This is a genomic window from Streptomyces sp. NBC_00483, from assembly GCF_036013745.1.
In the GTDB taxonomy this organism is placed as follows: Bacteria; Actinomycetota; Actinomycetes; order Streptomycetales; family Streptomycetaceae; genus Streptomyces.
The window spans coordinates 2245682-2270301 of record NZ_CP107880.1 but is presented as its reverse complement, the minus strand read 5'-3'; the positions used below and the strand labels follow the sequence as shown (position 1 = coordinate 2270301).

Here is a 24620-nt window from a genome sequence, read left to right as displayed (position 1 = left end):
GGAGCTTGGGGGGATCGTGCTGTGGACCTGCGCGCCGCACCTTAGAAGGACTAGACCAGTGGGGTCAATGGTCCGAACCAATTCCGCTGCCGCAGAAAAACTTGGAGTAAGCGGTCGTTAACTGGTGACGGGGCGCTCCGGATCGGGAATACTCAACACGCCGCGGCCGCTTGGTCTGCGCTTTCCGTGATCCGGAAGGGCAGCATCGGCCCGGCAGTGACCATCCGGCGACGCCCGCCCACCCGGCGGTCGCCGCCGCAGCGCCCGCCCAGAGAGGAGAGCGTCGCCATGCCGGAGCCAGGAGTAGAGCGTCAGCTGCCGACGGACGAAGCTCAGGATCTGCTGCGGCTCGTCCGCGACATCGCGCAGCGGGAGATCGCCCCGCGCGCGGCCGAGGACGAGGAGGCGGGCCGCTTCCCGCGCGAGATCTTCAAGCTCCTCTCCGAGTCGGGACTGCTCGGACTGCCGTACGACGCCGAGTTCGGCGGCGGCGAGCAGCCCTACGAGGTCTATCTCCAGGTCCTGGAGGAACTCGCGGCCGCCCGCCTCACGGTGGGCCTCGGCGTCAGCGTGCACTCGCTGTCCTGCCACGCCCTCGCGAACTTCGGCACGAAACAGCAGCGCACCGAGCACCTGCCCGACATGCTGGGCGGCGGCCTGCTCGGGGCCTACTGCCTCTCCGAGCCGTCCTCGGGCTCCGACGCGGCGTCCCTGCGCACCAAGGCGGTCCGCGAGGACGACGCGTGGGTGCTCACGGGGACGAAGGCCTGGATCACCCACGGCGGAGTGGCCGACTTCTACACGGTCCTGGCCCGCACCGGCGGTGAGGGTGCGCACGGCATCACGGCGTTCCTGGTGCCCGGTGACGCGGCGGGGCTGAGCGCGGCGGTGCCCGAGAAGAAGATGGGCATGAAGGGCTCGCCCACCGCCCAGATCCACCTGGACGGGGTGCGGGTGAGCGACGCGCGCCGCCTCGGGGACGAGGGGCAGGGCTTCCAGATCGCCCTCTCGGCGCTCGACTCGGGCCGCCTCGGGATCGCGGCCTGCGCGGTCGGCGTCGCGCAGGCCGCGCTCGACGCGGCGGTGGAGTACGCGAAGGGGCGCGCCCAGTTCGGCCGGCCCATCGCGGACTTCCAGGGATTGCGCTTCATGCTCGCGGACATGGCCACACAGATAGAGGCGGGCCGCGCCCTGTATCTGTCGGCGGCCCGGCTGCGGGACGCGGGCAGGCCCTTCTCCAAGCAGGCCGCCATGGCGAAGCTGCTGTGCACGGACGCCGCGATGAAGGTCACCACGGACGCGGTGCAGGTCCTCGGGGGGTACGGCTACACGGCCGACTTCCCCGTGGAGCGCATGATGCGCGAGGCGAAGGTGCTCCAGATCGTCGAGGGCACCAATCAGATCCAGCGCATGGTCATCGCCCGTCACCTCGCCGGTCCTGAGAGGGGCCGGCAGTAGGTAGCGCCCAGCCCCGCGACGCCGCGGGACCTACTGCCGGGTGCTCTGCATCGCGCTGAACTGCCCGGTGCGCACGGTGGGCGCGATCAGCCGCGCCCACTCCGGGTCCTCGCGCCCCGGCAGCGTCCTGCCGCGCTCGGTCCAGGCCGCGACCATCGCCTGGTAGATCGGCGGGTTGTGCAGGCGCGGCTGGGGCGGCTGCGGGTGCGGCGGCCGGGCCTGCTGCGGCCGGGGGAGCGGCTGCGGCCCCGCGGGCTGGAGCGCGGGAGGCCCCGGGGGCCCTACGGCCGGGGGCGTCGAGGGCCGCGGGGTCTGGGCGGCCCTGGGGGTGCGCTGAACCTGTGACGTTTGCTGGGACTGCTGTTCCTGTGGCACCTGCTGACCCTGGGGGAGCGGGTGGGACGTGGGGGACTGTCGGCCCTGGTGAACCGATTCTGCGGTAACCGGTACGAGGATGCGCCTGCGTCGTCCCGTGGGCGCAGGTGCCGAGGTCTGCGTCGAGGTCATGCCGATTCAACGAAAGGGGGATCGGCGAGGTCACTGGTTGACGAATTCGAGCGTCAGTTCACGACATACCCATACGCGTGGCATGGGCCGGTCGAACATCTGGCCAGCATTGCCGAGCTGACGTACCGTCAACTCCGCCGCCGGGCAGGCTGCACCCCTCCGGGCGACGTCAACCGCCGTGCGCCCAGGGAGGTTTGCCGTGTCCGCAAACGAGGCCGCCGACCGCCCCGTCGCCTTCGACGAGTGGCCCGTTCACCAGGTCCCGCTGTCGATGAAGCACGTCGCCACCAGCGACCGCAACGCCTACGACCGCTGCATCTTCCATGTCTTCGACCCCACAGGACAGTTCCTGCTCATCCTCGGCCTCGGGGTCTACCCGAACCTGGGTGTGATCGACGCCTACGCCACCTTGCGCGTCGGTGACACGCTCCACGCGGTCCGCGCCTCCGACGCCCTGAGCGAGGACACGCGGATGAACATGCGCGTCGGACCGCTGCACATCATGGTCGAGCGCCCGCTCAAGGACTTCATTCTGTCCTGCGCCGCCGACCCGGACGACCCCGAGGGACTCTCGTACGAGATCAACTGGAGCGCCGACTTCCCGGCCCTGTGGGAGCCGCACCGCACGCAGCGCAAGGGGCCGCGGCTCACCCTTGAGGGCAAGCGGTTCGTGCAGGCCGGGCGGTGCGACGGGTGGCTGCGGATCGGGGGCCGGGAGATCCGGCTGAGCGACTGGACCGGGACCCGGGACCGGAGCTGGGGCGTGCGGCCGGTGCCGGGGGAGGAGGGTGGCCGGCTCGCGCAGGAGTACCCCACCGAGGGCTTCCACTGGATCTGGGCGCCGATCCGCTTCGACGACCGCTTCCTCATGGTGATCACCCAGGAGGACGCCGACGGCTACCGCACGCTGAACGACGCAACGGTCGTCCGCGAGGGCCACCGCGACCGCCAACTCGGCTGGCCCCAGACCGACATCACGTACCGCCCCGGCACCCGCCACCCCGAGCGCGCGGTCATCCACCTCATGGACCCGGTCGACCGCAAGCCGCTCGACGTGGGCGTCGAGATCCTCGCCTCCTCCCCGCTCGCCGTCGGCGCGGGCTATCCGCCGGCCGACGACTGGCAGCACGGGACCTGGCGCGGCCACGACTGGTGCGAGCGGCGGACGTACGACCTGGCGGACTCGGCGGCCCACCCCCGGGCCGCGTTCGGGGTCATCGACCACGCGGCGCGCTTCACCCTCAACGGGCAGGTCGGGCACGGCATCTTCGAGCACGGCTCCTTCGGCCGCCACGATCCGAGCGGCTTCACGGGCTTCGACTCGGTGGCCCCGGAGCGTTCGTAACCACTGAGCGTTCGTAGCCACTGAGAGTTCGTAACCACCCTTCACGGAGAGGGAGTTCGGCGATGGCGACAACACCCCGACAGCCCAGGCCCCGCACATCCACCCGTGAACCCGAGGAGGTGTCCCGGCGCCTCACCGCCTGGCTGGGGCGCCGGCTGCCGGGAGCGAAGGCGGTGAACGTCACCGTCCCCGAGTCCAACGGCATGTCGAGCGAGACCCTGCTCTTCGACATCGAGCACCCCGAACCACCCATACGTGCCTGTGCATTGCGGCTGGCCGCGGACCCGTCCGCGTACACGATCTTCCCGGTGTACGACATGCCGCGCCAGTACCGGACGATGCGGCTCGCGGCCGAGCGCACCGGGCTTCCGGTGCCGCGCGTGCTGTGGCTGGAGGAGGACGCGGGACCGCTCGGCGCCCCGTTCTTCGTCATGGAACGGGTGGCGGGCCGCGTGCCGCCCGACGTCATGCCCTATACGTACGAGGGGAATTGGCTGCACGAGGCGACCGGCGACGAGCGGGAACGCCTGGAGGACGCGAGCGTCCACGTGCTGGCACGGTTGCACGACGGCGTGCCGGCGGCCGAGGCGTCCTTCCTGGAACTGCCCGGCGAGGGAAGCCCGCTGCGCCGACACGTGGATGCCCAACGCGCCTACTACGCCTGGGTGGTGGACGGCCGCAGCCCTTCGCCCCTCATAGAGAGCGCCTTCGCGCGCCTGGAGGAGATGTGGCCGCGGGAGCCCGGCCCCGCGGTCCTCAACTGGGGCGATGCCCGCATCGGCAACATCATCTACGAGCAGGACGGGTTCGCGCCCGCCGCCGTCCTCGACTGGGAGATGGCCTCGCTCGCTCCGCGCGAGGTCGACCTCGGCTGGACGGTGTATCTGCACCGCTTCTTCCAGGACCTGACCGAGGCCTTCGGGCAGCGCGGCCTGCCGGACTTCCTGCGCCGCGACCGCGTCGAGGCGCGCTACGCCCGGCTCACCGGCCACACCCCGCGCGACATGGAGTTCTACACGCTCTACGCGGCCCTGCGGCACGCGACCGTGATGCTCCGCGTCGCCTACCGGCAGATCCACTTCGGTGAGGCCACCGAGCCCGCGGACCCGGACACACTGATCCTGCACCACGACAGCTTGCGGGCCATGGTGCGGGGCAGTTACTGGGCCGACCGGTCGTAGCGGGTCAGGCGGCGGCTCGGCGGTAGGGCTGGTCGGGCATCCGGATGGGGCGCGAGCCGGCGCCTCCGGCGTGCGAGAAGGGCTGCGTACGCCAGTCGAGCCCCTGAGGGAGCGTCAACAGGAGCGCGGTGGCCTGCTCTTGGGTACCCACCAGGTCGTCCGTGGGCAGGGCCTCCGTGACGGTCCTGCCGCTGCCGACGCAGACGGTGAGCCCGAACGGGTCCCACGGCGACGTCACATGGGCGTGCTCCGGCAGTACGTCCTCCTCCGCGAGGAGGGCGATGGCCTTGCCGCAGTCGGGGCAGGCCACCCGGTACATCTCGAACGTGTCGTACTCGTCCCCCTCGTCCCCGGCCGCGTCGAAGGCGTCGGGTTCGACGCCCTCCGGCTGGGGCTCTGCGATCGCCTGCTGGCGGCCGCGCGCGCCAGGACGTCCGGAACGCTTCACACTCTGCATGGGATTCTCCCCCTCGGGTGGGCCGGCCGCTGATGTCCATGAGTGGCGGCCTCGGCCACAGCAAGCATTTCCCGGCTGTTCGTCGAGGTAATCACTCCATGCCGGTGGACACGGCCCGAGTCCTGTGGTGTTCGTCACATGTCGAATGGACTTGCCCGCCCGGCGGTAGACGTATCGCCCATCTCGTTCCTTCAGGTATCCGTGAGGATCAAGGGACGGGTAGGTTCAGCGGCATGGAGGAGCTCGACCGACAGATTGTGCAGCTGCTCGTCACGGACGGGCGGATGAGCTACACCGACCTGGGCAAGGCCACGGGCCTGTCCACGTCCGCGGTGCACCAGCGGGTGCGCCGCCTCGAACAGCGTGGCGTGATCCGGGGCTACGCCGCGGTCGTCGACCCGGAGTCGGTCGGCCTGCCGCTCACCGCGTTCATCTCGGTGAAGCCGTTCGACCCGAGCGCCCCCGACGACATCGCGGAGCGCCTCGCGGGTGTCCCCGAGATCGAGGCGTGCCACAGCGTGGCCGGCGACGAGAACTACATCCTCAAGGTCCGGGTCGAGACCCCCCACGAGCTGGAAAACCTCCTGGCCCGAGTCCGCTCCCTGGCCGGCGTCTCCACCCGCACGACGGTGGTCCTCTCCACACCGTACGAGGCGAGGCCTCCGCGGGTTTAGGGGGCGGGCCTGGGCGGCTCGGCGGGACCGGGGGGCCTGGCCGGTGAGGTGGGTCTGGTCTGGGGCGACACGACCGTTCCGGTGGTGCGGTGCCGGACCTCTGCGGCCCGCCGGTCCAGCGCCTCTCCGCCTGTTGCGGTCGACCGGCCTCACGCCACGGGGCTCCGCCCCGGCCCCCGCGCCTCAATCGCCGGCGGGGCTGATCGTGCCGAACCGGCGTTACGGACTCGGGGCTCCGCCCCGGGCCCCGCGAGTTTCGTCCCAGAGCGGGGCTTGAGTTGGCCACCCGCCGCGGGAGCTTGAGTGGCCCGCCGGCCCGCAGGCAATGGCCCGGCTCCCGCCCATCTCCCACCCACCCGCCCCCTCCGGGGGCGTCGGCCCGACGAGGACCGCACCTCGCCCTGGCCCATCCGCCGCCGACCACGGCTCCCCGTCCGTAGCGGTCGACGGCGACCCGCCTCGTGCCATCTGCCGCCGGCCACGGCTCCCCACCCGTGTGCGGTCGACGCCGCCCCCGCCTGGGCAGTCTGCCGCCGGCCACGGTTCCCCACCCGTGTGCGGTCGACGCTGCCCCCGCCTGGGCAGTCTGCCGCCGGCCACGGTTCCCCACCCGTGTGCGGTCGACGCTGCCCCCGCCTGGGCAGTCTGCCGCCGGCCACGGTTCCCCACCCGTGTGCGGTCGACGCCGCCCCCGCCTTGGGCAATCTGCCGCCTTGGGCGGCAGGGTGGGCAAGGCGGCGCACGGTGCCGCGCAACGCGACGACGGCCCCGGCTACGGCAACGCCCTGGACCCCCGTGCCGCGCGGCATGACGGAGGGCGCCACCCCGGCGAACCCCTGGACCCCCGTCCCGGGCCACGATCCCAGCAGGCGCCCACCCCGGCACGGGTTGGGGACCCCCGTCCCGCGCCACGATCCCGTCAGGCGCCCACCCCGGCACGGGCAGGGGAACCCCGCCCCCGCGCCACGATCCCGGCAGGCGCCGCCCCCGCACGGGTAGGAAAGCCGACGTCGACCACCCCGCGGCACACCCCACCCCACGGACACGGGAAACTGTCACCATGAGCACGCCCCCCACCCCCCGCACCGTTCTCCTGCGTCGAGGCGAGATCCACAGCCCGGCCGACCCCTTCGCCACCGCCATGGTCGTGGAGGCCGGCCACATCGCCTGGGTCGGCTCGGAGGGCGCGGCGGACGCGTTCACGGACGGCGTGGACGAGGTGATCGACCTCGACGGCGCCCTGGTGACCCCCGCGTTCACCGACGCCCACGTCCACACCACGTCGACCGGCCTCGCCCTGACCGGCCTCGACCTCACGGCCGCCCGCACCCGCACCGAAGCCCTGACCCTCGTACGGGAACACGCCGCGGCCAACCCCACCGACCGCGTCCTCCTCGGTCACGGCTGGGACGCCGCCCGCTGGCCCGACCGCACCCCCCTCACCCGCGCCGAACTCGACGAGGCCACGGCCGGCCGGCCGCTCTACCTCTCCCGTATCGACGTGCACTCGGCCGCCGTCAGCACCGCCCTCCTCGGCCTCGTCCCCGGCATCGCGGACCGCCCCGGATTCGCCCCCGAGGGCCCCCTGACCCGCGACGCCCACCACGCCGTGCGCGCCGCCGCGTTCGCCGCCGTGGGCCCCCAGCAACGTACGGAAGCCCAGCGCGCCGCGCTGAAGCACGCCGCGTCGCTCGGCATCGGTTCGGTCCACGAGTGCGCGGGCCCCGACATCTCCTCCGAGGACGACTTCACCGGTCTGCTCGACCTCGCCCGCTCCGAGCCGGGCCCGCGCGTCGCCGGCTACTGGGCGGACCGCGACATCCAGCGCGCCCGCGCACTCGGCGCGCTGGGCGCCGCGGGCGACCTGTTCGTCGACGGCGCACTGGGCTCCCACACGGCGTGCCTGCACGAGCCCTACGTAGACGCGTCGCACAACGGCACCGCCTACATGTCGGCCGAAGAGATCGCCGCCCATGTAGTCGCCTGTACGGAGTCCGGCCTCCAGGCCGGTTTCCACGCCATCGGGGACGCCGCCGTCACCGCCGTGGTCGACGGCATGCGCGCCGCCGCCGAAAAGGTCGGCCTCGCGCGCGTGCGCGCGGCCAGGCACCGTGTCGAGCACGCCGAGATGCTCACCCCTGAAACTGTCGCCGCCTTCGCGGAGTTCGGCCTCACCGCCTCCGTACAGCCCGCCTTCGACGCCCTGTGGGGCGGTGAGGACGGCATGTACGCCGACCGGCTCGGTGTCGAGCGGGCGCGCACCCTCAACCCGTACTCGGCCCTCCTGAAGGCCGGCGTCCCGCTCGCCTTCGGCTCCGACAGCCCGGTCACCCCGCTCGACCCGTGGGGCACGATCCGCGCCGCCGCCTTCCACAGGACGCCCGAACACCGCGTCTCCGTACGCGCCGCGTTCACCGCCCACACGCGCGGGGGCTGGCGCGCCGTCGGCCGCGACGACGCGGGCATCCTCGTCCCGGGTGCCCCCGCCGACTACGCCGTCTGGCGCACGGACGAACTCGTCGTGCAGGCACCGGACGACCGGGTGGCCCGCTGGTCGACCGATCCGCGCTCCGGAACGCCCGGCCTGCCGGACCTCTCCCCGGGAGTCCAACTCCCGGTCTGCCTGCGGACGGTGGTCTTCGGTCAGACGGTCTTCGTAGGGCCGGACGAGTGATAACCGGGGCGCCACGGCTTCGATCTTGCCGCGGCACGGTCCCGTGCGACCTGCGAATCCTCTGCGCTGACCAGCGGAGTTCGAAGAGAGCCGCAGGTCGAACGCCTGTTGACAAGGCGCGGCGGTCGACGGGTAGGTTCGGCCGGGTCCACCACCTCCAGGTACGACCGGGGAAGTCCAGGCATTCGTAGAACGCAGCTGGGTCAGGGGGTGGTGCGCCGCACCGGCGTACCACCACTGGGAGCCAGGCCCAGCGCCCGCGCCACGGGGCGCTGGAACGTTCCGGCCGGTCGGCCAGGTGCGACCCGGGTGGGGCCCGGGCGTTCAGTAGACAACGGCTTTAGGTCGACCCGCAGCCAGCGGGCCCCAGGTCGGCCCGAAGGACGCCCGGCCCCGATCCGCAGTACTCGTAGACAAGTAGTGATTGGTCTCGTTTCCCGCCCTCCACAGCTCACCCAGGGCGCCTTATCGGCGTGAACTGGGGTGCTCGCTATGGTGGTCCCCTTGTGGACGGAAGTTTTAAGGGGAAGCTGTGAGCGACGGCGGCGGGCGGAAATTCGGCCCTCTGGGCACGACCTTGGTGATCATCCCGACCTACAACGAGGCGGAGAACATCAAGCCCGTCGTGGGCCGCGTCCGGGAGTCCGTGCCCGCGGCGCACGTCCTGATCGCCGACGACAACAGCCCGGACGGCACGGGCAAGCTCGCCGACGAGCTGGCCGCGAATGACGAGCAGGTGCACGTCCTGCACCGCACCGGCAAGGAGGGCCTGGGCGCCGCCTACCTCGCGGGCTTCGCCTGGGGCATGGAGCACGGCTACGGCGTCCTCGTCGAGATGGACGCCGACGGCTCCCACCAGCCGGAGGAGCTGCCCCGGCTGCTGACCGCACTGAAGGGCGCCGATCTGGTCCTGGGCTCGCGCTGGGTGCCCGGCGGACGGATCGTCAACTGGCCCAAGTCCCGCCAGTTCATCTCCCGCGGCGGCTCCACGTACTCGCGCCTCCTCCTGGACGTCCCGATCCGCGACGTCACCGGCGGCTACCGCGCCTTCCGCCGCGAGACCCTGGAGGGCCTCGGGCTCGACGAGGTCGCCTCGCAGGGCTACTGCTTCCAGGTCGACCTGGCCCGGCGCGCGGTGCGGGAGGGCTATCACGTGGTCGAGGTCCCCATCACCTTCGTGGAGCGCGAGCGCGGCGACTCCAAGATGAGCAAGGACATCGTCGTGGAGGCCCTGTGGCGGGTCACCACGTGGGGAGTGGGAGCGCGGGTGGACAAGGTCCTGGGCCGCAAGCCGGACGTCCGCTGAGAGCGATCTTGATCCCCCGCTTACGCCAATCGCACCCGGGCCCAGGCAAACTGGATGCATGACCACTGGCACTCCGCCTCGTAATCCGTCCACCGGGGCCCGGCGCTCCCGGCTCCGCAGGTATCTGCCGCTCGCCGTCGCGGCCTGGATGGTCCTGGAGATCTGGCTGCTGACGGTGGTGGCGGGCGCGATCGGCGGCTTCACGCTCGGCATCCTGCTGGTGGCCGGCATCGTGCTCGGATCCGTGGTGATGAAGTCCGCGGGGCGCCGTGCGTTCCAGAACCTCACCGAGACGCTGCAGCGCCAGCAGAGCGGCTCTTCCGAGGCCTCCAAGCCCCCTGAGCAGCGCTCGCAGGGGAACGGGCTGCTGATGCTCGCCGGGCTCCTCCTGATGATCCCTGGGCTGATCTCGGACGTTCTCGGCCTGCTGCTGCTCGTTCCGCCGCTGCGCACGGCGCTGAGCCGGTACACGGAGCGCAAGGTCGAGCGGAAGATGGGCGCGGCGGCGGGCCCGGGGTCGTTCGGTGACGCGTTCCAGAAGGCCCGGATGCGGCAGTCCGGCAGCACCGTGATCCAGGGCGAGGTGGTCAAGGACGACGAGCGTCCGGGGTCGCGCGGGGACGACGCGGACCCGCGGCCGCCGCTCACTCCCTGACGGACTCGCGACGACGGATCCACGACGACGGACCACGACAAACGGCCGGGGCCGGACACACGGTGTGTGTCCGGCCCCGGCCGTTGTGCGGTGTCTCTGGGAGTCAGGCCGACTTGCGTCCGCTGTTGTCCCGCGGGTGCACCGCGATGTTCATCGCGCCCGAACGCAGAACTGCCAGACGCTCCTCGAGGACCTCTTCGAGCTCCTCACGGGTGCGCCGCTCCATCAGCATGTCCCAATGCGTACGAGCCGGCTTCCCCTTCTTCTCCTCAGGGCCGTCGCCGTCAACGAGGAGTGCCTGGGCCCCGCAGACCTTGCACTCCCACTCCGGCGGAATTTCGGCCTCCACCGAGAAGGGCATCTCAAAGCGATGTCCCTTCTCGCATGCGTACTCCACGGCCTGGCGCGGGGCCAGGTCGATGCCGCGGTCCGTCTCGTAGCTGGTCACTACGAGGCGTGTACCGCGAAGAGCTCGCTCACTCATGAATCGTGCCTCCCGGGCTTGTCGCCCACAGGACAGGTGTCGCTGTCGTCGTCATCCGGTCAACGTCCGGTCGGCGGTAAAGATTCCCGGTTCCCGGGTCATGCGTCGCCGTCGTAGCCGCCCCTTGTTGTACCCACCGGTGACCGGTTTGTCACATCTCACGCAGGATGTCACCCAGCGTTTCGCGATCTAGACGTGCAGTAACGGTACGCCTGGCAGGCCAACCGCGTACACTACCGGGATTTGCCTTCAGGTGCTAAATCCGGGCCGGCACGGAATTGCCCGCGTCGCGCACCGCCCGATGGACCGGAACCCTCGCGAGCAGAACAAAACCGATCACGAAGAAGGCGACAAGGGACACGATCGCGTCGCGATAACTCCCGGTCAGCTGGTACGCGAGCCCGAACACCAGGGGCCCCAGCCAGCTCATCCCGCGGTCGCTCATCTCGTATGCGGAGAAGTACTCGGCCTCCTTGCCGGCCGGTACGAGGTGCGAGAAAAGCGAACGGGACAGCGCCTGGGTGCCGCCCAGGACGAGCCCGATGCCGGCGGCGAGCACGAAGAACCACGTCGGCGCCCCGGCAGGCAGGAAGTAGCCGGCCCCGATCGTCACCGTCCACGCCACAAGAGAGCCGAGGATCGTGCGCTTGGCGCCGTACGTACGGGCGAGGCGGCCCATCGCGAGCGCCCCGGCCACCGCCAGGAGCTGCACGAGCAGCACCGCCACGATGAGCGTCGACTGGTCGAGTCCGAGTTCCTCGGAGCCGTACACGGAGGCCTGCGAGATCACCGTCTGCACGCCGTCGTTGTAGACCAAGTAGGCGAGGAGGAAGGAGAGCGTCAGTGGGTGGCGGCGCATGTCCTTCACCGTGGCAAGGAGTTGCCGCGGCCCGGAGGCCGTACCACCGGGCGCGGGCTGTGTGCGCCGGTCGCGCAGGCGGCGTAGCGGCACCACGGTGAACGCGCCCCACCAGACGCCCGCCGACGCCAGACAGATGCGTACCGCCGTCGACTCGGAGACACCGAAGGTGTCGTGGGCCGTGTACAGCACCAGGTTCGCCAGGAGGACGAGGGCGCCCGAGGCGTAACCGAAGGCCCAGCCGCGCGAGGAGACCGCGTCGCGCTCCTCCGGGGGCGCGATCTGCGGCAGGTACGAGTTGTAGAGCACCATCGAGACGGCGAGCGAGGAGTTCGCGATCACGAGGAGAAGGCCGCCCAGTAGATAGCGGTCGCCGTCCAGGAAGAACATCCCGGCCGTCGCCGCCGCGCCTATGTAGGCGCAGAGCGCGAGCAACGGCTTCTTGCGGCCCGTACGGTCCGCGGCCGCGCCCGCGAGGGGCATCACGAAGATCGACAGGATCACCGACAGGGAGACCGAGTACGCGAAGAACGAGCCCGCGCGGACCGGGATGCCCAAGGGGTGCACAAAGCCGTCCGCGTCCGCCGCCGCCTTCGCGACCGAGGTCAGGTACGGCCCCAGGAACACCGTCAGGACGCTGGTCGAATAGACCGAGCACGCCCAGTCGTAGAAGTACCAGCCGCGTTGCTCGCGCTTGCGCTCGGCGGCCGCGGAAGCCCCCTGCGCCGTCTCCCGCGCGATCTCGGTCCCCACCCGTGTCCCCTTGCCGTCCCCGCCGTCCGGCGCCGCGGGGTGGCGGTCAGACCCACGTCCCCCGGTCCTTGAGGACGTCCCGCAGCGTCTCGATGTGATCGGAAACTATGCCATCGACCCCGAGGTCGAGAAGTCGCCGCATCTCCTTCTCGTCGTTCACCGTCCACACGTGGACCTGCAGCCCGCGCGCGTGGGCTGCCTGCACGAAGCGGTGGTCGACGACCCGGATCCGCCCGTGCGCCACCGGCACCTGGGCGCAGACCGCGGAGCGGCGCAGCGCGGCCGGAATCCCGTACGAGCGAAGGCGCAGGCCCAGCACGCCCTTGGTGCCGTACGACGTGGCGAGGCGGGGGCCCGCGAGCGCCTGCGCGCGGGCGACGCGCGCCTCGGAGAAGGAGCCGACACAGACGCGGTCCCACGCGCGCGTGCGGCGCAGCAGGTCGAGGAGGGGGACGAGCGCGGGTTCCGCCTTGACGTCCACGTTCCAGCGCGCGTCCGGGAACGACTCCAGCAACTCCTCGAAGAGCGGCACCGGTTCGCTGCCCGCCACGCGCGCGTGGCGCACCGTGGACCATGGGAGGTCGGCGATCCGGCCGCCGCCGTCCGTGACCCGGTCGAGCGTGGTGTCGTGGAAGGCGACGAGGCGCCCGTCGGACGTCGCGTGCACATCGGTCTCGAGGTAGCGGTAGCCGAGGTCCACGGCGCGGCGGAACGCGGCGGCGGTGTTCTCCAGGCCGTCCGCCGCCCCGCCCCGGTGGGCGAGCGCGAGCGGACCCGGGTGGTCGAGGTAGGGATGGCGTACGCGCGAGGTCACCGTCGCAGTATGGCCCGCCGGGGTGTGCCGCCGGCGACCGCGGTGGAGCCGGCGGGCGACGCGGGGACGGCGAAGACGCGCAGGAAGAACTGGGCCAGCGGGCCGATCGTCAGGGCGTACAGAACGGTGCCCACGCCGATCGTGCCGCCGAGCAGGAAGCCGCTCGCCACGACGGCGATCTCGATGACCGTGCGCATCAGGCGGATCGAGCGGCCGGTGCGCTGGTGGAGTCCGGTCATCAGGCCGTCGCGCGGGCCGGGGCCGAACTTCGCCGCAATGTAGAGGCCGGTCGCGGCACCGTTGAGCACGATGCCCGCAAGCATCAACGGGATGCGCACTCCGTAGGAGTGCGGATCCGGGACGGCCGCGAGCGTGCCGTCGATCGCGAGGCCCACCACGAAGACGTTCGAGACGGTGCCGAGGCCGGGCCGCTGCCGCAGGGGGATCCACAGGAGCAGCACGATCGCGCCCGCGATGATCGACACGACGCCGATGGAGATGCCCGTCAGCTCGGCGAGCCCCTGATGCAGCACGCCCCAGGGCTCCAGGCCGAGTCCCGCCTCCACGAGGAGCGCCGAACTCGCGCCGTACAGCGCGAGACCTACGTAGAGCTGCACGAGGCGGCGGACGAGCGGGCCGCCTGGCGACGGAGTGGACGGTGACGCGGACAAGTTGAGCCCCTCAGTGGTGGTAGTGGCCTGACGCATGACACTCTGTGGCGTGGAATTGGATGCCAACCATGGCCAATTCGGGGAAGGTGGACTGGCTCGCATGGCTCAGTGGACTTCGGCGATCGGCTCGACCCAGCTCGCCCGGCTGCTCACCTCGCAGCAGCCGCGCCCCGCGGGCCCCGGCACCCGCCGCCCGCCCGCCTACCGCGCCCTCGCCGACGGCATCCGCCTGCTCGTCCTCGAGGGCCGCGTCCCGGTGGCCACGCGGCTTCCTGCCGAGCGCGAACTGGCCCAGGCACTCTCGGTGAGCCGCACCACGGTCGCGGCCGCCTACGAGGCGCTGCGCGGCGAGGGCTTCCTGGAGTCCCGCAGGGGAGCGGGCAGCTGGACCGCCGTGCCCGCCGGGAACCCACTCCCCGCGCGCGGCCTGGAACCCCTGCCGCCCGAGGCCCTCGGCTCCATGATCGACCTCGGCACGGCGGCCCTGCCCGCCCCCGAACCGTGGCTGACCCGCGCCGTACAGGGCGCCCTGGAAGAACTGCCGCCGTACGCCCACACCCACGGCGACTACCCGGCGGGGCTGCCCGCGCTGCGCACCATGATCGCCGAGCGGTACACCGCGCACGGCATCCCGACCATGCCCGAACAGATCATGGTCACGACCGGTGCGATGGGCGCCATCGACGCGATCTGTCACCTCTTCGCGGGCCGCGGCGAACGTGTGGCCGTGGAATCACCTTCGTACGCGAACATCCTTCAGTTGATGCGCGAGGCGGGCCTCAGGCTCGTGCCCGTCGCCATGGCTGACGGGCTCCAGGGCTGGGACCTAGAGCGCTGGCGCCAGGTACTGCGCGAGGCGGCGCCCCGGCTCGCTTACGTAGTCGCCGATTTCCACAATCCGACGGGCGCGCTAGCCGACGAGGAGCAGCGCCGCTCACTGGTGGACTCCGCGCGCGCGGCGGGCACCGTCCTGGTGGTCGACGAGACCATGACGGAGCTGCACTTCGACGGGGAGGACAGCGTGAGTGCGGCAATGCCGCGCCGGGTCTGTGCGTTCGACCCCGCGGGCTCCACGGTGATCACGGTCGGCTCGGCCAGCAAGGCGTTCTGGGCGGGCATGCGGATCGGCTGGGTGCGGGCCGCGCCCGACGTCATCCGCAGCCTGGTCGCTGCCCGCGCGTACGCGGACCTCGGCACCCCGGTCCTGGAGCAGCTGGCGGTGAACTGGCTGTTGAACACCGGGGGTTGGGAGGAGGCCGTCGCGCTGCGGCGCGCACAGGCGCGCGGGAACCGTGACGCGCTCGTGGCCGCCGTGCGGCGGGAGCTGCCCGACTGGGAGTTCGAGGTGCCGAACGGGGGCCTCACCCTGTGGGTGAAGGCCGGTGGCCTGTCTGGCTCGCGCCTCGCCGAGCTCGGCGAGCGGGTCGGGGTGCGGGTCCCCTCGGGGCCACGCTTCGGCGTCGACGGGGCCTTCGAGGGGTACGTACGGCTGCCGTTCACCGTGGGCGGCGCCGTGGCCGACGAGGCGGCGGCGCGGCTCGCGGCGGCGGCGCAGCTCGTCCGGGACGGTCAGGGCGCGGGCGGGGACGTACCGCGCACCCTGATCGCGTAGCCGGCTAGGGCCCTCATGGAGGGCGCTGCTTCCTTCGTGTGGGGCCCTGCTTGTTCTTTTCTGTGGAGCCCAGCCTTCAGCGCTTTCTTTCCTGTGGAGCCCAGCCTTCAGCGCTCGGCCAGCGCCTCGGCCTCCTCGGGCACCGCTTCGACCGGGGTCTCCATGGCCGCGTCGGCCGGTGTGTTGCGCTCCGGGAGGAGCGCCGCGACCGCCTGCCGGTGGACCTCGCTCGTCGCGTCGTCGTACGGGTCCGGGGTGGCGGGGACCTGGAGGCGATGGACCGGCCCTGTGCCCAGGCGGGCGTAGCCGCGGCCCGCCGGGATGTCAGCGGTGGGCGTCGTCTGCGGCACCGTGCCGAGCACGTCCTGCAGCTCCTCCGGAGTGGCCGGGCCGAGCACCACGCGCGCGCGGGTGTGCTGCCTGACCGGGTCGATCAGGGCGTCGAGGCTGTCGAACTGCTCGGCCACGACGACCGTCACACCGGCCGCGCGGCCGTGCCTGAGAGGCACCTGGAGCAGCGTCTGCGGGTCCTTGCGGCCGTCCGCGGCGGCGAGGTGACCCAGGGCGCTCGGACGGTCCAGCAGGATCCACAGCGGGCGCTTGATGTCGTCCGGGGTGGGGTGCCCGGCCTGTCGCGCCCGGTTCGCGGCGATCAGTCGCCGCTCCGTCTCGTGTGCCGCCCATTCGAGGCTGGTCAGCGCACCGGCAAGACCGCACTCCACGGCGAGCACCCCGGAGCGGCCGACCAGGCACGCGTAGTCGCCCGTCCCGCTGCCCTCGACGATCAGCACGTCACCGTGGCGCAGCGCCTGGAGTGCCACGGAACGCAGCAGGGACGTCGTGCCGCTGCCCGGCTGTCCCGCGACCAGCAGGTGGGGCTCGGTGGAGCGGACGCCGGTGCGCCACACGACGGGCGGCACGTCCCGCTCCTCCTCGCCCGCCATCACCGGCAGCGTGCGCTGAACGCCGGTCCCGTCGGTGAAGCCGAGCACGGTCTCACCGGGCGAGGTCACGAAGGGCTGGGCGGCGATGTCCGTGGGCAGCGGGTCGAGCACGTTCACCGTCAGGTGGTTGCCCTCCTCGTCCCACGCGAAGTGGTACTCGCGGCCCCGGCCGAGCTTGGCGTGCAGCAGCTGCTCGATCCGGGCCCGCGATGCCGCCTCCCCGTCCGTGAAGTACGCGGGGTAGCGGATGTCGATCCGGTCGACGCGGCCGTCGCCGTCGAAGTCGAACGTCTCGAAGGCCTTCTCCCAGTCGCCACCGTGCGCGTAGAGCGGGCTCGGGTCGTCGGCTACGGAGAAGTACGGTACAAGCGCCTCGTAGAGGGACGAGAGGCGCTGTACCTGCGAATCGTCGGGGCCGGTCTGCTCCGGCGGCTTCGGATCGCGCCCCTTCCATCCGGCCGCCGCCATCAGGGTGATGAGCGCCAGCAGCGGACCGTATGGAATGAACACCACGACCAGGACGACGGCGGCCACCAGGAAGAGCAGCGGTCCGCGCCGCTCCTTGGGGGTGTTCGCCCACTTCTGCCGCCCGGCACCGGCCAGGCGGCGCAGCCCACGGCTGACCGTGATGAGGGGGTGGAGTACGTCGGTGGCACCGTCGGCGGCCGTCCGAGCCATGTCCCGGCTCCGGGCGATCGTGGCGCTGCCGTTGCTCAGAATGCGGGGGAGTGGGCGCCTGGCCACGTCGTTCTCCTGAAGGTGTGTGCGGGTGAGGGGTCCGTCAGAACTTGATCCCGCCGAGCAGGCTGGCGAGGCTCTGGCCGCCCGCCTTGATGCTCGGGGCGATGGCAGTGCCCGCCAAGTAGAAGCCGAAGAGGGCGCAGACCAGTGCGTGCGAGGCCTTCAGGCCGTCCTTGCGGAAGAACAAGAAGACGATGATGCCGAGCAGCACGACGCCCGAGATGGACAGGATCATGAGGGTTCTCCTGGTTGATGGGGACAGTCACCATGAGTTCTTCCAGGCTCACAGCATGTATCTATACGACAAAAGGTGCAAATGGGTGGAAATTCGTAGCTTTCACCCAATTGACCGGCCGCTGTTGAGCCGCCCGAGCGTGCTGCCGGACGTCCGTCCGCACTCTTCGTGATCTTTGCCTCGGTGGGGTCGGGTCATGTGCCCGACCGGGCAGTACCCTGTCGATTCACTCGTACGGCTGCACAGCCGTACCGGCACGTATGAGAAAGGCGGTCCGCCCGATGAGCGAAGCCCCCGACCCGGAGGTCGTGGAGCTGGCCACCAAGATCTTCGACCTCGCGCGACGCGGCGAGACGGAGGCTCTCGTGGGCTACGTGGACGCCGGGGTGCCGGCGAACCTCACGAACGACCGGGGTGACACGCTCGTCATGCTCGCCGCCTACCACGGGCACGCCGAGGCGGTGCGTGCCCTCCTGGAGCGCGGCGCCGAGGCCAACCGCGCCAACGACAAGGGCCAGACCCCGCTCGCGGGCGCCGTCTTCAAGGGCGCCGACGACGTGATCAGGGCGCTGCTCGACGGGGGCGCCGATCCGGCCGCGGGGACCCCTTCGGCGGTCGACACGGCCCGGATGTTCGGCAAGACGGAGCTCGTCGACCTCTTCGGCACCTCCTGACACACCGGCTCTGACCAGGCAAAACGGGGGTGCGGGAAATGTGGTCGCGGTGGCTTGAGTCGCTGGGTCATGATGACGGCGTGATTTACGGACGCGAGGCCGGGGCAGGTGGTGCCCACGTGCAGAGCGGGCCGTGAACGGCCCGGTTCCGGGCCTTGGACGAGAGGCAGAGAAATGGGTAGCAGCAAGCAAGAGACGGCGGGCGCTCCGACGTGTTGTCGCGTGGCCAGGTAGGTGAGCATCCCGGTTGCGTCGACGCTTGATTTGAGGCTGTTTCCCATGTTCGAACCGGTCATAGCGCCCAGCGGTACGCTGCTCGGCCTGCTGCAGCGGGGCCGCGGCGACGGCACGCTGCACGCGCTGACGGCGCCGCGTGCCGAGGCGCTCGCGGCTCTCAATCACTGTGTGCTGAGCGACCCCCGCCACGACTGGCAGGTGGAGAACCGCTCGCTGTACTACGCCCGGCTCTACGTCGATCTCCATGGCGAGCTCGACGAGATCGAGCGGCACCTCTTCGACCCCGAGGACCTCCTCGACACCGAGGAGTCACGTACGGGCCTGGCGCTCGCGGTCCTCGGCCACCTCGCCTCCTACAGAAGGCGGGACGCCCTGGAGCTGCTGCGCAGGTACGCCGCCGTGGGCGGCAACTGGGCCTGGGCGCTCGACGAGCTGGCTCTGCGCGACGACGACGCGGGCCTGCGTGCGCTCGCCGAGCCGGTCCTCGCCCGCTTCCCGGCCGACGCCGAGGCCGAGCTCGCCGTCGTCGTGCGCGACGCCTTCGAGCCGCGACCCTGGCGTCTGTGGGCCGAGGATCCGCGGCCGCATGTGGGGGCACGCGTGCGTGCCGCGCAGGAAACCGGCTCCTTCGACCGCTGGCAGCGGCAGATGCGTCCTGCGGGGCCGCGCCCCGAGTGGAGCGTGCAGGCCGTCTTCGACTGGGCCCAGGAGGGCTTCGAGCGGGGCGCCGTCCTGTACGTGCCCGCCGCTCGCTGCCTGACCGCCGTGGCGGGTCCCGAGGACCACGCCGAGATCGTGCGGGCCGCGCAGGACGGGACCGACGGGGCGCGCTGCACGGCCCTTCGCTACCTCGCCGACATGCACGATCCGGGCGTACTCGATCTCATCAAGGCTGCCGTGGAGGCGCCGTCCCGCGTGGTCGTGGACGCCGCGCTTGACGCCTTCGAGCGGATGCGCAGCGTCGCCGCCGTGCAGCGGGCCCGGCAGTGGGCCCCCCGGCCGGACGCGCTCGGCGCCGCCGCGGGCCGCATGCTCGCCTGTAGGGGCGGTGCCCAGGACGGCGAGCTCGTCCTCGCCTCCCTACGGGAGGCAGTACGCGGCGACGGCCCCGACGCCCCCACCCTCTGGCCGCTCGTCGACGGGGCGGGACGGCTCGGCATCGTCTGCGCCACCCCCGTGCTGCGGCACATCTACCGCGAGACGGCGTCCTCGCATCTGCGCGGGCGCGCCGCCTGCGCGCTCGCCGCCACCGATCCCTCCTTCCCCGCCGGGTTCGCCGTCGAGTGCCTGTGGGACTGCGAGGAGAGCACCCGCGAGGTCGCCGCGCGGCACGCCGAGACGGGCGACGCCCGCGTCGTCGATCAACTGCGCCGCCTCGCCGCCGATCCGGCCGAGGAGGACGAGGTACAGACCGCGGTCCGCAGCAGAATCGGTCCCGACGCCCCGGCGTTGTGACGCGCTGATTTCCGGGAGGTGGCCCTTCGGTGAGGGGTCACCTTCTGCTCGTTCACCTGCGGTTTTCACCGGCGGCCAACGCTCACGGACCGTTCCTCGCCAGGAAAGATCCACTTTGACGTGAGCACGTCCGGCGGGGCGACAAACCCCGTATGCGTGTCGTCATCGTGACCGAGTCCTTCCCGCCCGACATCAACGGTGTGGCGCACTGCGCCCTGCAGACCGCGCGTCATCTGGCCGCCCGCGGCCACGACCCCCTCGTCGTCGCCCCCGCCACCCCCGCCGGGCCGGACGCGGACGCGGCGGCGCCCTGCCCTGTCGTCCGGGTGCCGTCCCTGCCGCTGCCCGGCTATCCGCAGGTCCGTGTCGCACTGCCGGGGCGCCGCCTCGTGCAGACCGTGGCCGCGCACCGGGCCGAACTCGTCCATCTGGCAAGCCCGTTCGTGCTCGGTATGCGCGGCATGGCGGCCGCGACCCGGCTGCGCGTGCCCGCCGTGGCCGTCTACCAGACCGACCTGGCGGGCTATGCGCGTACGTACGTGGGGGTGGGTGAGAGTGCGGCCTGGCGGCGGATCCGCACCGTGCACGCCGCCGCGGACCGCACCCTCGCGCCTTCCACCACCGCGCAGCGCGACCTGGAGGCGCACGGGGTGCCACGGGTGCGGCTGTGGCCGCGTGGGGTCGACGCCGTACGGTTCCGGCCCGCGAGGCGCTGCGAGCTCCTCCGTGCCGAGCTGGCGCCGCGTGGGGAGCTGCTCGTCGGGTACGTGGGGCGGCTCGCGCCGGAGAAGCACGTGGAGCTCCTGGCGCGGGTCTGCGGCCTCGACGGTGTGCGCGTCGTCGTGGTGGGCGACGGGCCGAGCGAGGCGTCCCTGCGCGGCGCGTTGCCCGGCGCGCTCTTCCTGGGGCGGCGCACCGGGGACGAACTCGCCCGGATCTTCGCCGCGTTGGACGTGTTCGTGCACACAGGGCCCTACGAAACGTTCTGCCAGACGGTGCAGGAGGCCATGGCGAGCGGGGTGCCGGTGATCGCCCCGGCGGCCGGCGGGCCCCTCGACCTCGTCGCGCACGGCAGGACCGGGATGCTCGTACCTCCTGGCGACCCGGAGGCGTTGCGTGACGCCGTGTGGGCGCTCTCCGGGGGCCCCGGGCTGCGCGCCACATACGGAAGCGCCGGGCGGGCCGCTGTGTCCGGGCGCAGTTGGGAGGCCGTGGGCGACCTCCTGGTCGAGCACTACGTAGAAGTGCTGCATGCGGGGCAGGCCGGGACCGGGGCGGTGGCGGCATGAGCGGGCGCCTGCGGATCGTACGGCTCGCGAACTTCGTCGCCCCCGCGTCCGGCGGGCTGCGGACCGCGCTACGAGAGCTGGGCGTGGGGTACCTGGCGGCCGGGCACGAGCCGGTGCTGATCGTGCCGGGGGAGCGGCTCTCGGACACGGAGACGCCTCAAGGCCGCGTCATTACGTTGCCGGGGGCGCCGCTCCCCGCGACCGGCGGCTACCGCGTCCTGACCGACCGGCAGTGCGTGGCACGGCTGTTGGAGCGGTTGCGCCCGGACCGGCTGGAGGTGTCGGACCGGACGACGCTGCGCTGGACCGGTGAGTGGGCACGCCGCGCGCGGGTGCCGGCCGTGATGGTCTCCCACGAGACCGCCCAGGGAGTGCTGCGCACGTGGGGCATGCCCGAGCGCGCCGCGCGGCGGGCCGCCGACGTGCTCAACGTCCGTACGGCGCACGCCTACACGCGCGTCGTGTGCACCACGGAGTGGGCCGAGCGCGAGTTCGTGCGGATCGGGGCGCGCAACGTGGTCCGGGCGCCGCTCGGCGTCGATCTCGTGCGGTGCCGGCCGGGGGAGCGGAGCGCGGAGGTGCGTGCGCGGTACGCGCGCGTGGACGAGGTGCTGCTCTTCATGTGCACACGGCTCTCCGTGGAGAAGCGGCCGGGCATCGGCCTCGACACCGTGGCGCGCTTGCGCCGCTCCGGTGTGCCCGCCCGGCTCCTCGTGGCGGGCGACGGGCCCCGGCGGTCGCGGCTCGAACAACGCGCGCGGGCCCGGCGGTTGCCGGTCGACTTCCTCGGGCACGTCGCCGACCCGGTCGCGCTGGCGGCCCTGCAGGCCACGGCCGATGTGTGCCTGGCCCCGGGGCCCGCAGAGACGTTCGGGCTCGCCGCCCTGGAGGCGCTGGCCTGCGGGACACCCGTCGTCGTCAGCGCGTCCTCGGCGCTGCCGGAGGCGATCGGCGGGGCAGGGGCCGTGGCCGAGGACAACGGTGCGGCGTTCGCGGCAGCCGTCCGGGACGTGCTCGGGCGGCCCACGGGACAACGTAGGGAAAGGGCACGCGCGCGTGCCGAGTGTTTCGGGTGGGACGTCGCCGTGGACGCCTTCCTGGCGGCGCACGACGCACCCGTTCAGGTTCCGGCTGGGGGCGCGGCATGAAGGCGCTCAGGGTCGCCGCGCACCACAGGCCGGCGGCGCGGGTCGGCGCGGGCCGTTCCGGCTCGACGTCGGGCGCCGGGCCGAGCGCCTCCCCCCAGGCTCGCCACGGCGGGCACCGGCTGGGTCGCGCGGCGCTGCGCCGACCTGCTGCCCGGGCTCCTGGCGCTCGCCGCGGACGAGGTGCGGCACGATATGCGCGGCACCGGCGCCCGTCTCGACCTGCGGGCCTCCGCGGGAGTTGCGGCGGCGCTCGCCTCGATGTCGGGTCTGGAGGTGCCAATGGGCTCGGGTCTGGAGGTGTCGCTTCGGGCTTGCGATCATGTGACGGGAGTCGCGGGAGCGGCTCCGGGTACGAGCCAGCCGTGCGAGGTCTGCCCCTGACCGGGAGCGGGCCCCGTATCGCCTACGCACCATAGGAGTTGAGCCATGGCCCTCGACATCGCCGCCGTCCGCGCACAGATCCCCGCCCTGAAGTCCGGCACGGCCCGCTTCGACGCGCCGGGCGGCACCCAGATGCCCGCGCCGGTCATCGACGCCGTCACCGCCGCGCTGACCGGCCCGCTGGCGAACCGGGGGCAGACTACGGAGGGCGAGCGCCGTGCCGACGGGATCGTCGTCGAGGCCCGCGCGGCGCTGGCCGATCTGCTCGGCACCACCCCCGGGACCGTCGTGTTCGGGCGCAGCGCCACACAGCTCGTCTACGACCTGTCCCGGACGCTCGCCAAGACCTGGGGGCCGGGTGACGAGGTGGTCGTCACCCGGCTCGACCACGATTCCAACATCCGCCCGTGGATCCAGGCGGCCGAGGCGGCGGGCGCCACCGTACGGTGGGCCGACTTCGACCCGGAGTCGGGGGAGCTGCGGCCCGAGCACCTCAAGGCGGTGCTTTCGGAACGTACCCGCCTGGTGGCCGTGACCGCCGCGTCCAACCTGATAGGCACGCGTCCCGACCTGTCGGCCCTGGCCGCCCTCACCCACGAAGTGGGCGGGCTGTTCCACGTGGATGCAGTGCACTACGCCTCGCATGCCGTGGTCGACCTGGTGGCGCTCGGCGCGGACACGCTGGTCTGCTCGCCCTACAAGTTCCTCGGCCCGCATCTGGGCGTGCTCACCGGCCGCGCCGAACTGCTGGAGTCGCTGCGTCCCGACAAGCTGCTGCCGTCCAGCGACGCCGTACCGGAGCGCTTCGAACTCGGCACGCTTCCTTACGAGTTGCTGGCGGGTGCGAGCGCCGCCGTGGACTTCCTCGCGGACCTGGACGTGGGCGCGCGCGGCAGCCGCAGGGAGCGCCTCGTCGCCTCCTTCGCAGCTCTGGAGGAACACGAGGAGGTGCTGCGGCAGCGCATGGAGCGAGGACTCGCGGACCTCGGCGGCGTCACCCTGTACTCGCGTGCGGAGCGGCGCACCCCGACCCTCCTGTTCACGGTCGAGGGCCGGAGCCCGGCCGAGATCTCCCGGCACTTGGCCGATCACGGCATCGACGCCCCCGCCGGCTCCTTCTACGCGCTGGAGGCCTCGCGGCGGCTCGGCCTCGGCGACACGGGCGGTGTCCGCGTGGGCCTCGCCCCCTACAGCAGCGCGGAGGACGTGGAGCGGCTGCTCACGGCTCTGAAGGCGGTCGTGTCCTGAGGCGTTCGAGGCGTCGTTGAACGATCCATCGATACCACGTTGTCTCGTTCCGGGAACTGCGCTTGAATTCGGCCGTGGCCATGGACGAACTCAACGCCCTCGCGGACGACCGCGCGCTGCTGGGACGCACCAGCACCGCGGAGCGCGTCGCGGACATCCTGCGGAACCGGATCGCGGAAGGCTACTTCCCGCCCGGCACGCGCCTGTCGGAGGACAGCATCGGAGGCGCCCTCGGGGTGTCGCGCAATACGCTCCGTGAGTCGTTCCGGCTGCTCACGCACGAGCGGCTGCTCGAACACCGGCTGAACCGCGGGGTCTTCGTGCGCGTCCTGAGCGTCGACGACGTCGAGGACATCTACCGGACCCGGCGCATGGTCGAGTGCGCCGTCGTACGGTCCCTGGGAGACCCGCCGTACGCACTCGACCGGGTCGCCGGAGCCGTCACCGACGGACACCGGGCGGCCGAGCGGCGCGAGTGGAAGAGCGTCTCGACCGCCAACATCCACTTCCACCGTGAACTCGTCGCCCTGGCACGCAGCGAGCGCACCGACGAACTGATGCGCAGCGTCCTGGCCGAGCTGCGCCTGGCGTTCCACGTCGTGGACGACCCGCAGCGCCTCCACGAGCCGTACCTGGCGCGCAATCTGGAACTCGTCGAGATGCTGCGCGAGGGGCGCAGGGACACGGCTGAGACGCTGCTCGGCGAGTACCTCGACGACTCCCGCGACGGGCTCGTCGAGGCGTACCGGCAGCGGATGCCGAAGGACGGCTAGCCGCCTTTCGCGGCCCGTCGCGGGCAGGCCCGAAAGCCGTCGCAT

22 protein-coding genes and 1 pseudogene are annotated in these 24620 nt (G+C 72.1%); 15 read left to right on the top strand and 8 right to left on the bottom strand.

Features of this window, described 5'->3' with window-relative positions:
- Positions 1 to 288: 288 nt before the first annotated feature.
- A complete protein-coding gene (locus OHA73_RS09835) occupies positions 289 to 1458 on the top strand; it encodes an acyl-CoA dehydrogenase family protein (RefSeq protein WP_266721947.1) in 1170 nt (389 codons plus the stop codon).
- 30 nt (positions 1459 to 1488) lie between these two features.
- Here OHA73_RS09835 and OHA73_RS09830 read toward each other — a convergent pair whose 3' ends face one another.
- Positions 1489 to 1833 (bottom strand): hypothetical protein, encoded by a 345-nt coding sequence (locus tag OHA73_RS09830; RefSeq protein WP_266721949.1) that lies wholly within the window; start codon positions 1831 to 1833, stop codon positions 1489 to 1491.
- A gap of 403 nt (positions 1834 to 2236) precedes the next feature.
- On the opposite strand from OHA73_RS09830, the gene OHA73_RS09825 reads away from it, so the two are divergent.
- Together OHA73_RS09825 and OHA73_RS09820 are read left to right on the top strand one after the other, a co-directional pair.
- Positions 2237 to 3310 carry a hypothetical protein gene (locus OHA73_RS09825; protein WP_327658441.1) on the top strand — a complete coding sequence of 358 codons (1074 nt, stop codon included), beginning with the start codon at positions 2237 to 2239 and terminating at the stop codon, positions 3308 to 3310.
- Between the two features lie 62 nt (positions 3311 to 3372).
- Positions 3373 to 4491 (top strand): phosphotransferase family protein, encoded by a 1119-nt coding sequence (locus tag OHA73_RS09820; RefSeq protein ID WP_327654872.1) that lies wholly within the window; start codon positions 3373 to 3375, stop codon positions 4489 to 4491.
- Between the two features lie 4 nt (positions 4492 to 4495).
- Here the strand turns inward: OHA73_RS09820 and OHA73_RS09815 are convergent, their stop codons facing one another.
- Entirely contained in the window at positions 4496 to 4948 is a 453-nt protein-coding gene (locus OHA73_RS09815) for a hypothetical protein (protein WP_327654871.1), read from the bottom strand.
- 233 nt (positions 4949 to 5181) lie between these two features.
- Between OHA73_RS09815 and OHA73_RS09810 the strand changes: the two genes are divergently transcribed.
- The 4 genes from OHA73_RS09810 to fxsA all read left to right on the top strand — a co-directional run bounded on the left by OHA73_RS09810 (position 5182) and on the right by fxsA (position 10257).
- A complete protein-coding gene (locus OHA73_RS09810; RefSeq protein WP_266721955.1) occupies positions 5182 to 5622 on the top strand; it encodes an Lrp/AsnC family transcriptional regulator in 441 nt (146 codons plus the stop codon).
- A gap of 1060 nt (positions 5623 to 6682) precedes the next feature.
- A complete protein-coding gene (locus tag OHA73_RS09805) occupies positions 6683 to 8296 on the top strand; it encodes an amidohydrolase (protein WP_327654870.1) in 1614 nt (537 codons plus the stop codon).
- A gap of 532 nt (positions 8297 to 8828) precedes the next feature.
- Entirely contained in the window at positions 8829 to 9602 is a 774-nt protein-coding gene (locus OHA73_RS09800) for a polyprenol monophosphomannose synthase (RefSeq protein WP_327654869.1), read from the top strand.
- Between the two features lie 58 nt (positions 9603 to 9660).
- On the top strand, positions 9661 to 10257 hold the full coding sequence (gene fxsA, locus OHA73_RS09795; protein ID WP_327654868.1) for an FxsA family membrane protein: 597 nt from the start codon (positions 9661 to 9663) through the stop codon (positions 10255 to 10257).
- 103 nt (positions 10258 to 10360) lie between these two features.
- Here the strand turns inward: fxsA and OHA73_RS09790 are convergent, their stop codons facing one another.
- From OHA73_RS09790 to yczE, 4 genes are all read right to left on the bottom strand, one after another.
- Positions 10361 to 10741 carry an RNA polymerase-binding protein RbpA gene (locus OHA73_RS09790; protein ID WP_266721963.1) on the bottom strand — a complete coding sequence of 127 codons (381 nt, stop codon included), beginning with the start codon at positions 10739 to 10741 and terminating at the stop codon, positions 10361 to 10363.
- Positions 10742 to 10997: 256 nt separating this feature from the next.
- Complete coding sequence (locus tag OHA73_RS09785; RefSeq protein WP_327654867.1) at positions 10998 to 12353, bottom strand: MFS transporter; 1356 nt, start codon at positions 12351 to 12353, stop codon at positions 10998 to 11000.
- A gap of 46 nt (positions 12354 to 12399) precedes the next feature.
- A complete protein-coding gene (locus tag OHA73_RS09780) occupies positions 12400 to 13167 on the bottom strand; it encodes a glycerophosphodiester phosphodiesterase (RefSeq protein WP_267071172.1) in 768 nt (255 codons plus the stop codon).
- On the bottom strand, positions 13164 to 13874 hold the full coding sequence (yczE, locus tag OHA73_RS09775; RefSeq protein WP_327654866.1) for a membrane protein YczE: 711 nt from the start codon (positions 13872 to 13874) through the stop codon (positions 13164 to 13166). Before yczE ends, OHA73_RS09780 begins: the two co-directional genes overlap by 4 nt.
- Positions 13875 to 13938: 64 nt before the next feature.
- Between yczE and OHA73_RS09770 the strand changes: the two genes are divergently transcribed.
- On the top strand, positions 13939 to 15450 hold the full coding sequence (locus OHA73_RS09770) for an SCO1417 family MocR-like transcription factor (RefSeq protein WP_327654865.1): 1512 nt from the start codon (positions 13939 to 13941) through the stop codon (positions 15448 to 15450).
- A gap of 107 nt (positions 15451 to 15557) precedes the next feature.
- Here the strand turns inward: OHA73_RS09770 and OHA73_RS09765 are convergent, their stop codons facing one another.
- Positions 15558 to 17138, bottom strand: coding sequence for a hypothetical protein (locus tag OHA73_RS09765; protein ID WP_266721973.1), 1581 nt, complete (start codon positions 17136 to 17138; stop codon positions 15558 to 15560).
- Positions 17139 to 17175: 37 nt separating this feature from the next.
- Positions 17176 to 17370, bottom strand: a complete 195-nt coding sequence (locus OHA73_RS09760) for a hypothetical protein (RefSeq protein WP_266598445.1) — start codon at positions 17368 to 17370, stop codon at positions 17176 to 17178.
- A gap of 281 nt (positions 17371 to 17651) precedes the next feature.
- Here OHA73_RS09760 and OHA73_RS09755 point away from each other — a divergent pair, with 281 nt between their 5' ends.
- From OHA73_RS09755 to OHA73_RS09725, 7 genes and pseudogenes are all read left to right on the top strand, one after another.
- On the top strand, positions 17652 to 18044 hold the full coding sequence (locus OHA73_RS09755; protein WP_266721976.1) for an ankyrin repeat domain-containing protein: 393 nt from the start codon (positions 17652 to 17654) through the stop codon (positions 18042 to 18044).
- Positions 18045 to 18323: 279 nt separating this feature from the next.
- Complete coding sequence (locus tag OHA73_RS09750) at positions 18324 to 19736, top strand: HEAT repeat domain-containing protein (protein WP_327654864.1); 1413 nt, start codon at positions 18324 to 18326, stop codon at positions 19734 to 19736.
- 152 nt (positions 19737 to 19888) lie between these two features.
- Positions 19889 to 21025, top strand: coding sequence for a glycosyltransferase family 4 protein (locus tag OHA73_RS09745; protein ID WP_327654863.1), 1137 nt, complete (start codon positions 19889 to 19891; stop codon positions 21023 to 21025).
- On the top strand, positions 21022 to 22173 hold the full coding sequence (locus tag OHA73_RS09740; protein WP_327654862.1) for a glycosyltransferase: 1152 nt from the start codon (positions 21022 to 21024) through the stop codon (positions 22171 to 22173). Before OHA73_RS09745 ends, OHA73_RS09740 begins: the two co-directional genes overlap by 4 nt.
- Before the next feature lie 99 nt (positions 22174 to 22272).
- Positions 22273 to 22554 (top strand): annotated as a pseudogene (locus tag OHA73_RS09735) (hypothetical protein); the annotation flags it as partial.
- A gap of 45 nt (positions 22555 to 22599) precedes the next feature.
- Positions 22600 to 23802 carry a cysteine desulfurase-like protein gene (locus OHA73_RS09730; RefSeq protein WP_266721983.1) on the top strand — a complete coding sequence of 401 codons (1203 nt, stop codon included), beginning with the start codon at positions 22600 to 22602 and terminating at the stop codon, positions 23800 to 23802.
- Between the two features lie 80 nt (positions 23803 to 23882).
- Complete coding sequence (locus OHA73_RS09725) at positions 23883 to 24575, top strand: GntR family transcriptional regulator (RefSeq protein WP_266725618.1); 693 nt, start codon at positions 23883 to 23885, stop codon at positions 24573 to 24575.
- The last annotated feature ends 45 nt before the right edge of the window (positions 24576 to 24620 follow it).

Excerpts from the sequence above, each read along its gene's own strand:
- OHA73_RS09760 (WP_266598445.1), bottom strand. The coding sequence starts at position 17,370 with ATGATCCTGTCCATCTCGGGCGTCGTGCTGCTCGGCATCATCGTCTTC.
- fxsA (WP_327654868.1), top strand. The coding sequence starts at position 9,661 with ATGACCACTGGCACTCCGCCTCGTAATCCGTCCACCGGGGCCCGGCGC.
- OHA73_RS09805 (WP_327654870.1), top strand. The coding sequence starts at position 6,683 with ATGAGCACGCCCCCCACCCCCCGCACCGTTCTCCTGCGTCGAGGCGAG.
- OHA73_RS09790 (WP_266721963.1), bottom strand. The coding sequence starts at position 10,741 with ATGAGTGAGCGAGCTCTTCGCGGTACACGCCTCGTAGTGACCAGCTAC.
- OHA73_RS09755 (WP_266721976.1), top strand. The coding sequence starts at position 17,652 with ATGAGCGAAGCCCCCGACCCGGAGGTCGTGGAGCTGGCCACCAAGATC.
- OHA73_RS09815 (WP_327654871.1), bottom strand. The coding sequence starts at position 4,948 with ATGCAGAGTGTGAAGCGTTCCGGACGTCCTGGCGCGCGCGGCCGCCAG.
- OHA73_RS09750 (WP_327654864.1), top strand. The coding sequence starts at position 18,324 with ATGTTCGAACCGGTCATAGCGCCCAGCGGTACGCTGCTCGGCCTGCTG.
- OHA73_RS09725 (WP_266725618.1), top strand. The coding sequence starts at position 23,883 with ATGGACGAACTCAACGCCCTCGCGGACGACCGCGCGCTGCTGGGACGC.
- OHA73_RS09825 (WP_327658441.1), top strand. The coding sequence starts at position 2,237 with ATGAAGCACGTCGCCACCAGCGACCGCAACGCCTACGACCGCTGCATC.
- OHA73_RS09745 (WP_327654863.1), top strand. The coding sequence starts at position 19,889 with ATGCGTGTCGTCATCGTGACCGAGTCCTTCCCGCCCGACATCAACGGT.
- OHA73_RS09835 (WP_266721947.1), top strand. The coding sequence starts at position 289 with ATGCCGGAGCCAGGAGTAGAGCGTCAGCTGCCGACGGACGAAGCTCAG.
- OHA73_RS09810 (WP_266721955.1), top strand. The coding sequence starts at position 5,182 with ATGGAGGAGCTCGACCGACAGATTGTGCAGCTGCTCGTCACGGACGGG.
- OHA73_RS09770 (WP_327654865.1), top strand. The coding sequence starts at position 13,939 with ATGGCTCAGTGGACTTCGGCGATCGGCTCGACCCAGCTCGCCCGGCTG.
- OHA73_RS09740 (WP_327654862.1), top strand. The coding sequence starts at position 21,022 with ATGAGCGGGCGCCTGCGGATCGTACGGCTCGCGAACTTCGTCGCCCCC.
- OHA73_RS09820 (WP_327654872.1), top strand. The coding sequence starts at position 3,373 with ATGGCGACAACACCCCGACAGCCCAGGCCCCGCACATCCACCCGTGAA.
- yczE (WP_327654866.1), bottom strand. The coding sequence starts at position 13,874 with ATGCGTCAGGCCACTACCACCACTGAGGGGCTCAACTTGTCCGCGTCA.
- OHA73_RS09730 (WP_266721983.1), top strand. The coding sequence starts at position 22,600 with ATGGCCCTCGACATCGCCGCCGTCCGCGCACAGATCCCCGCCCTGAAG.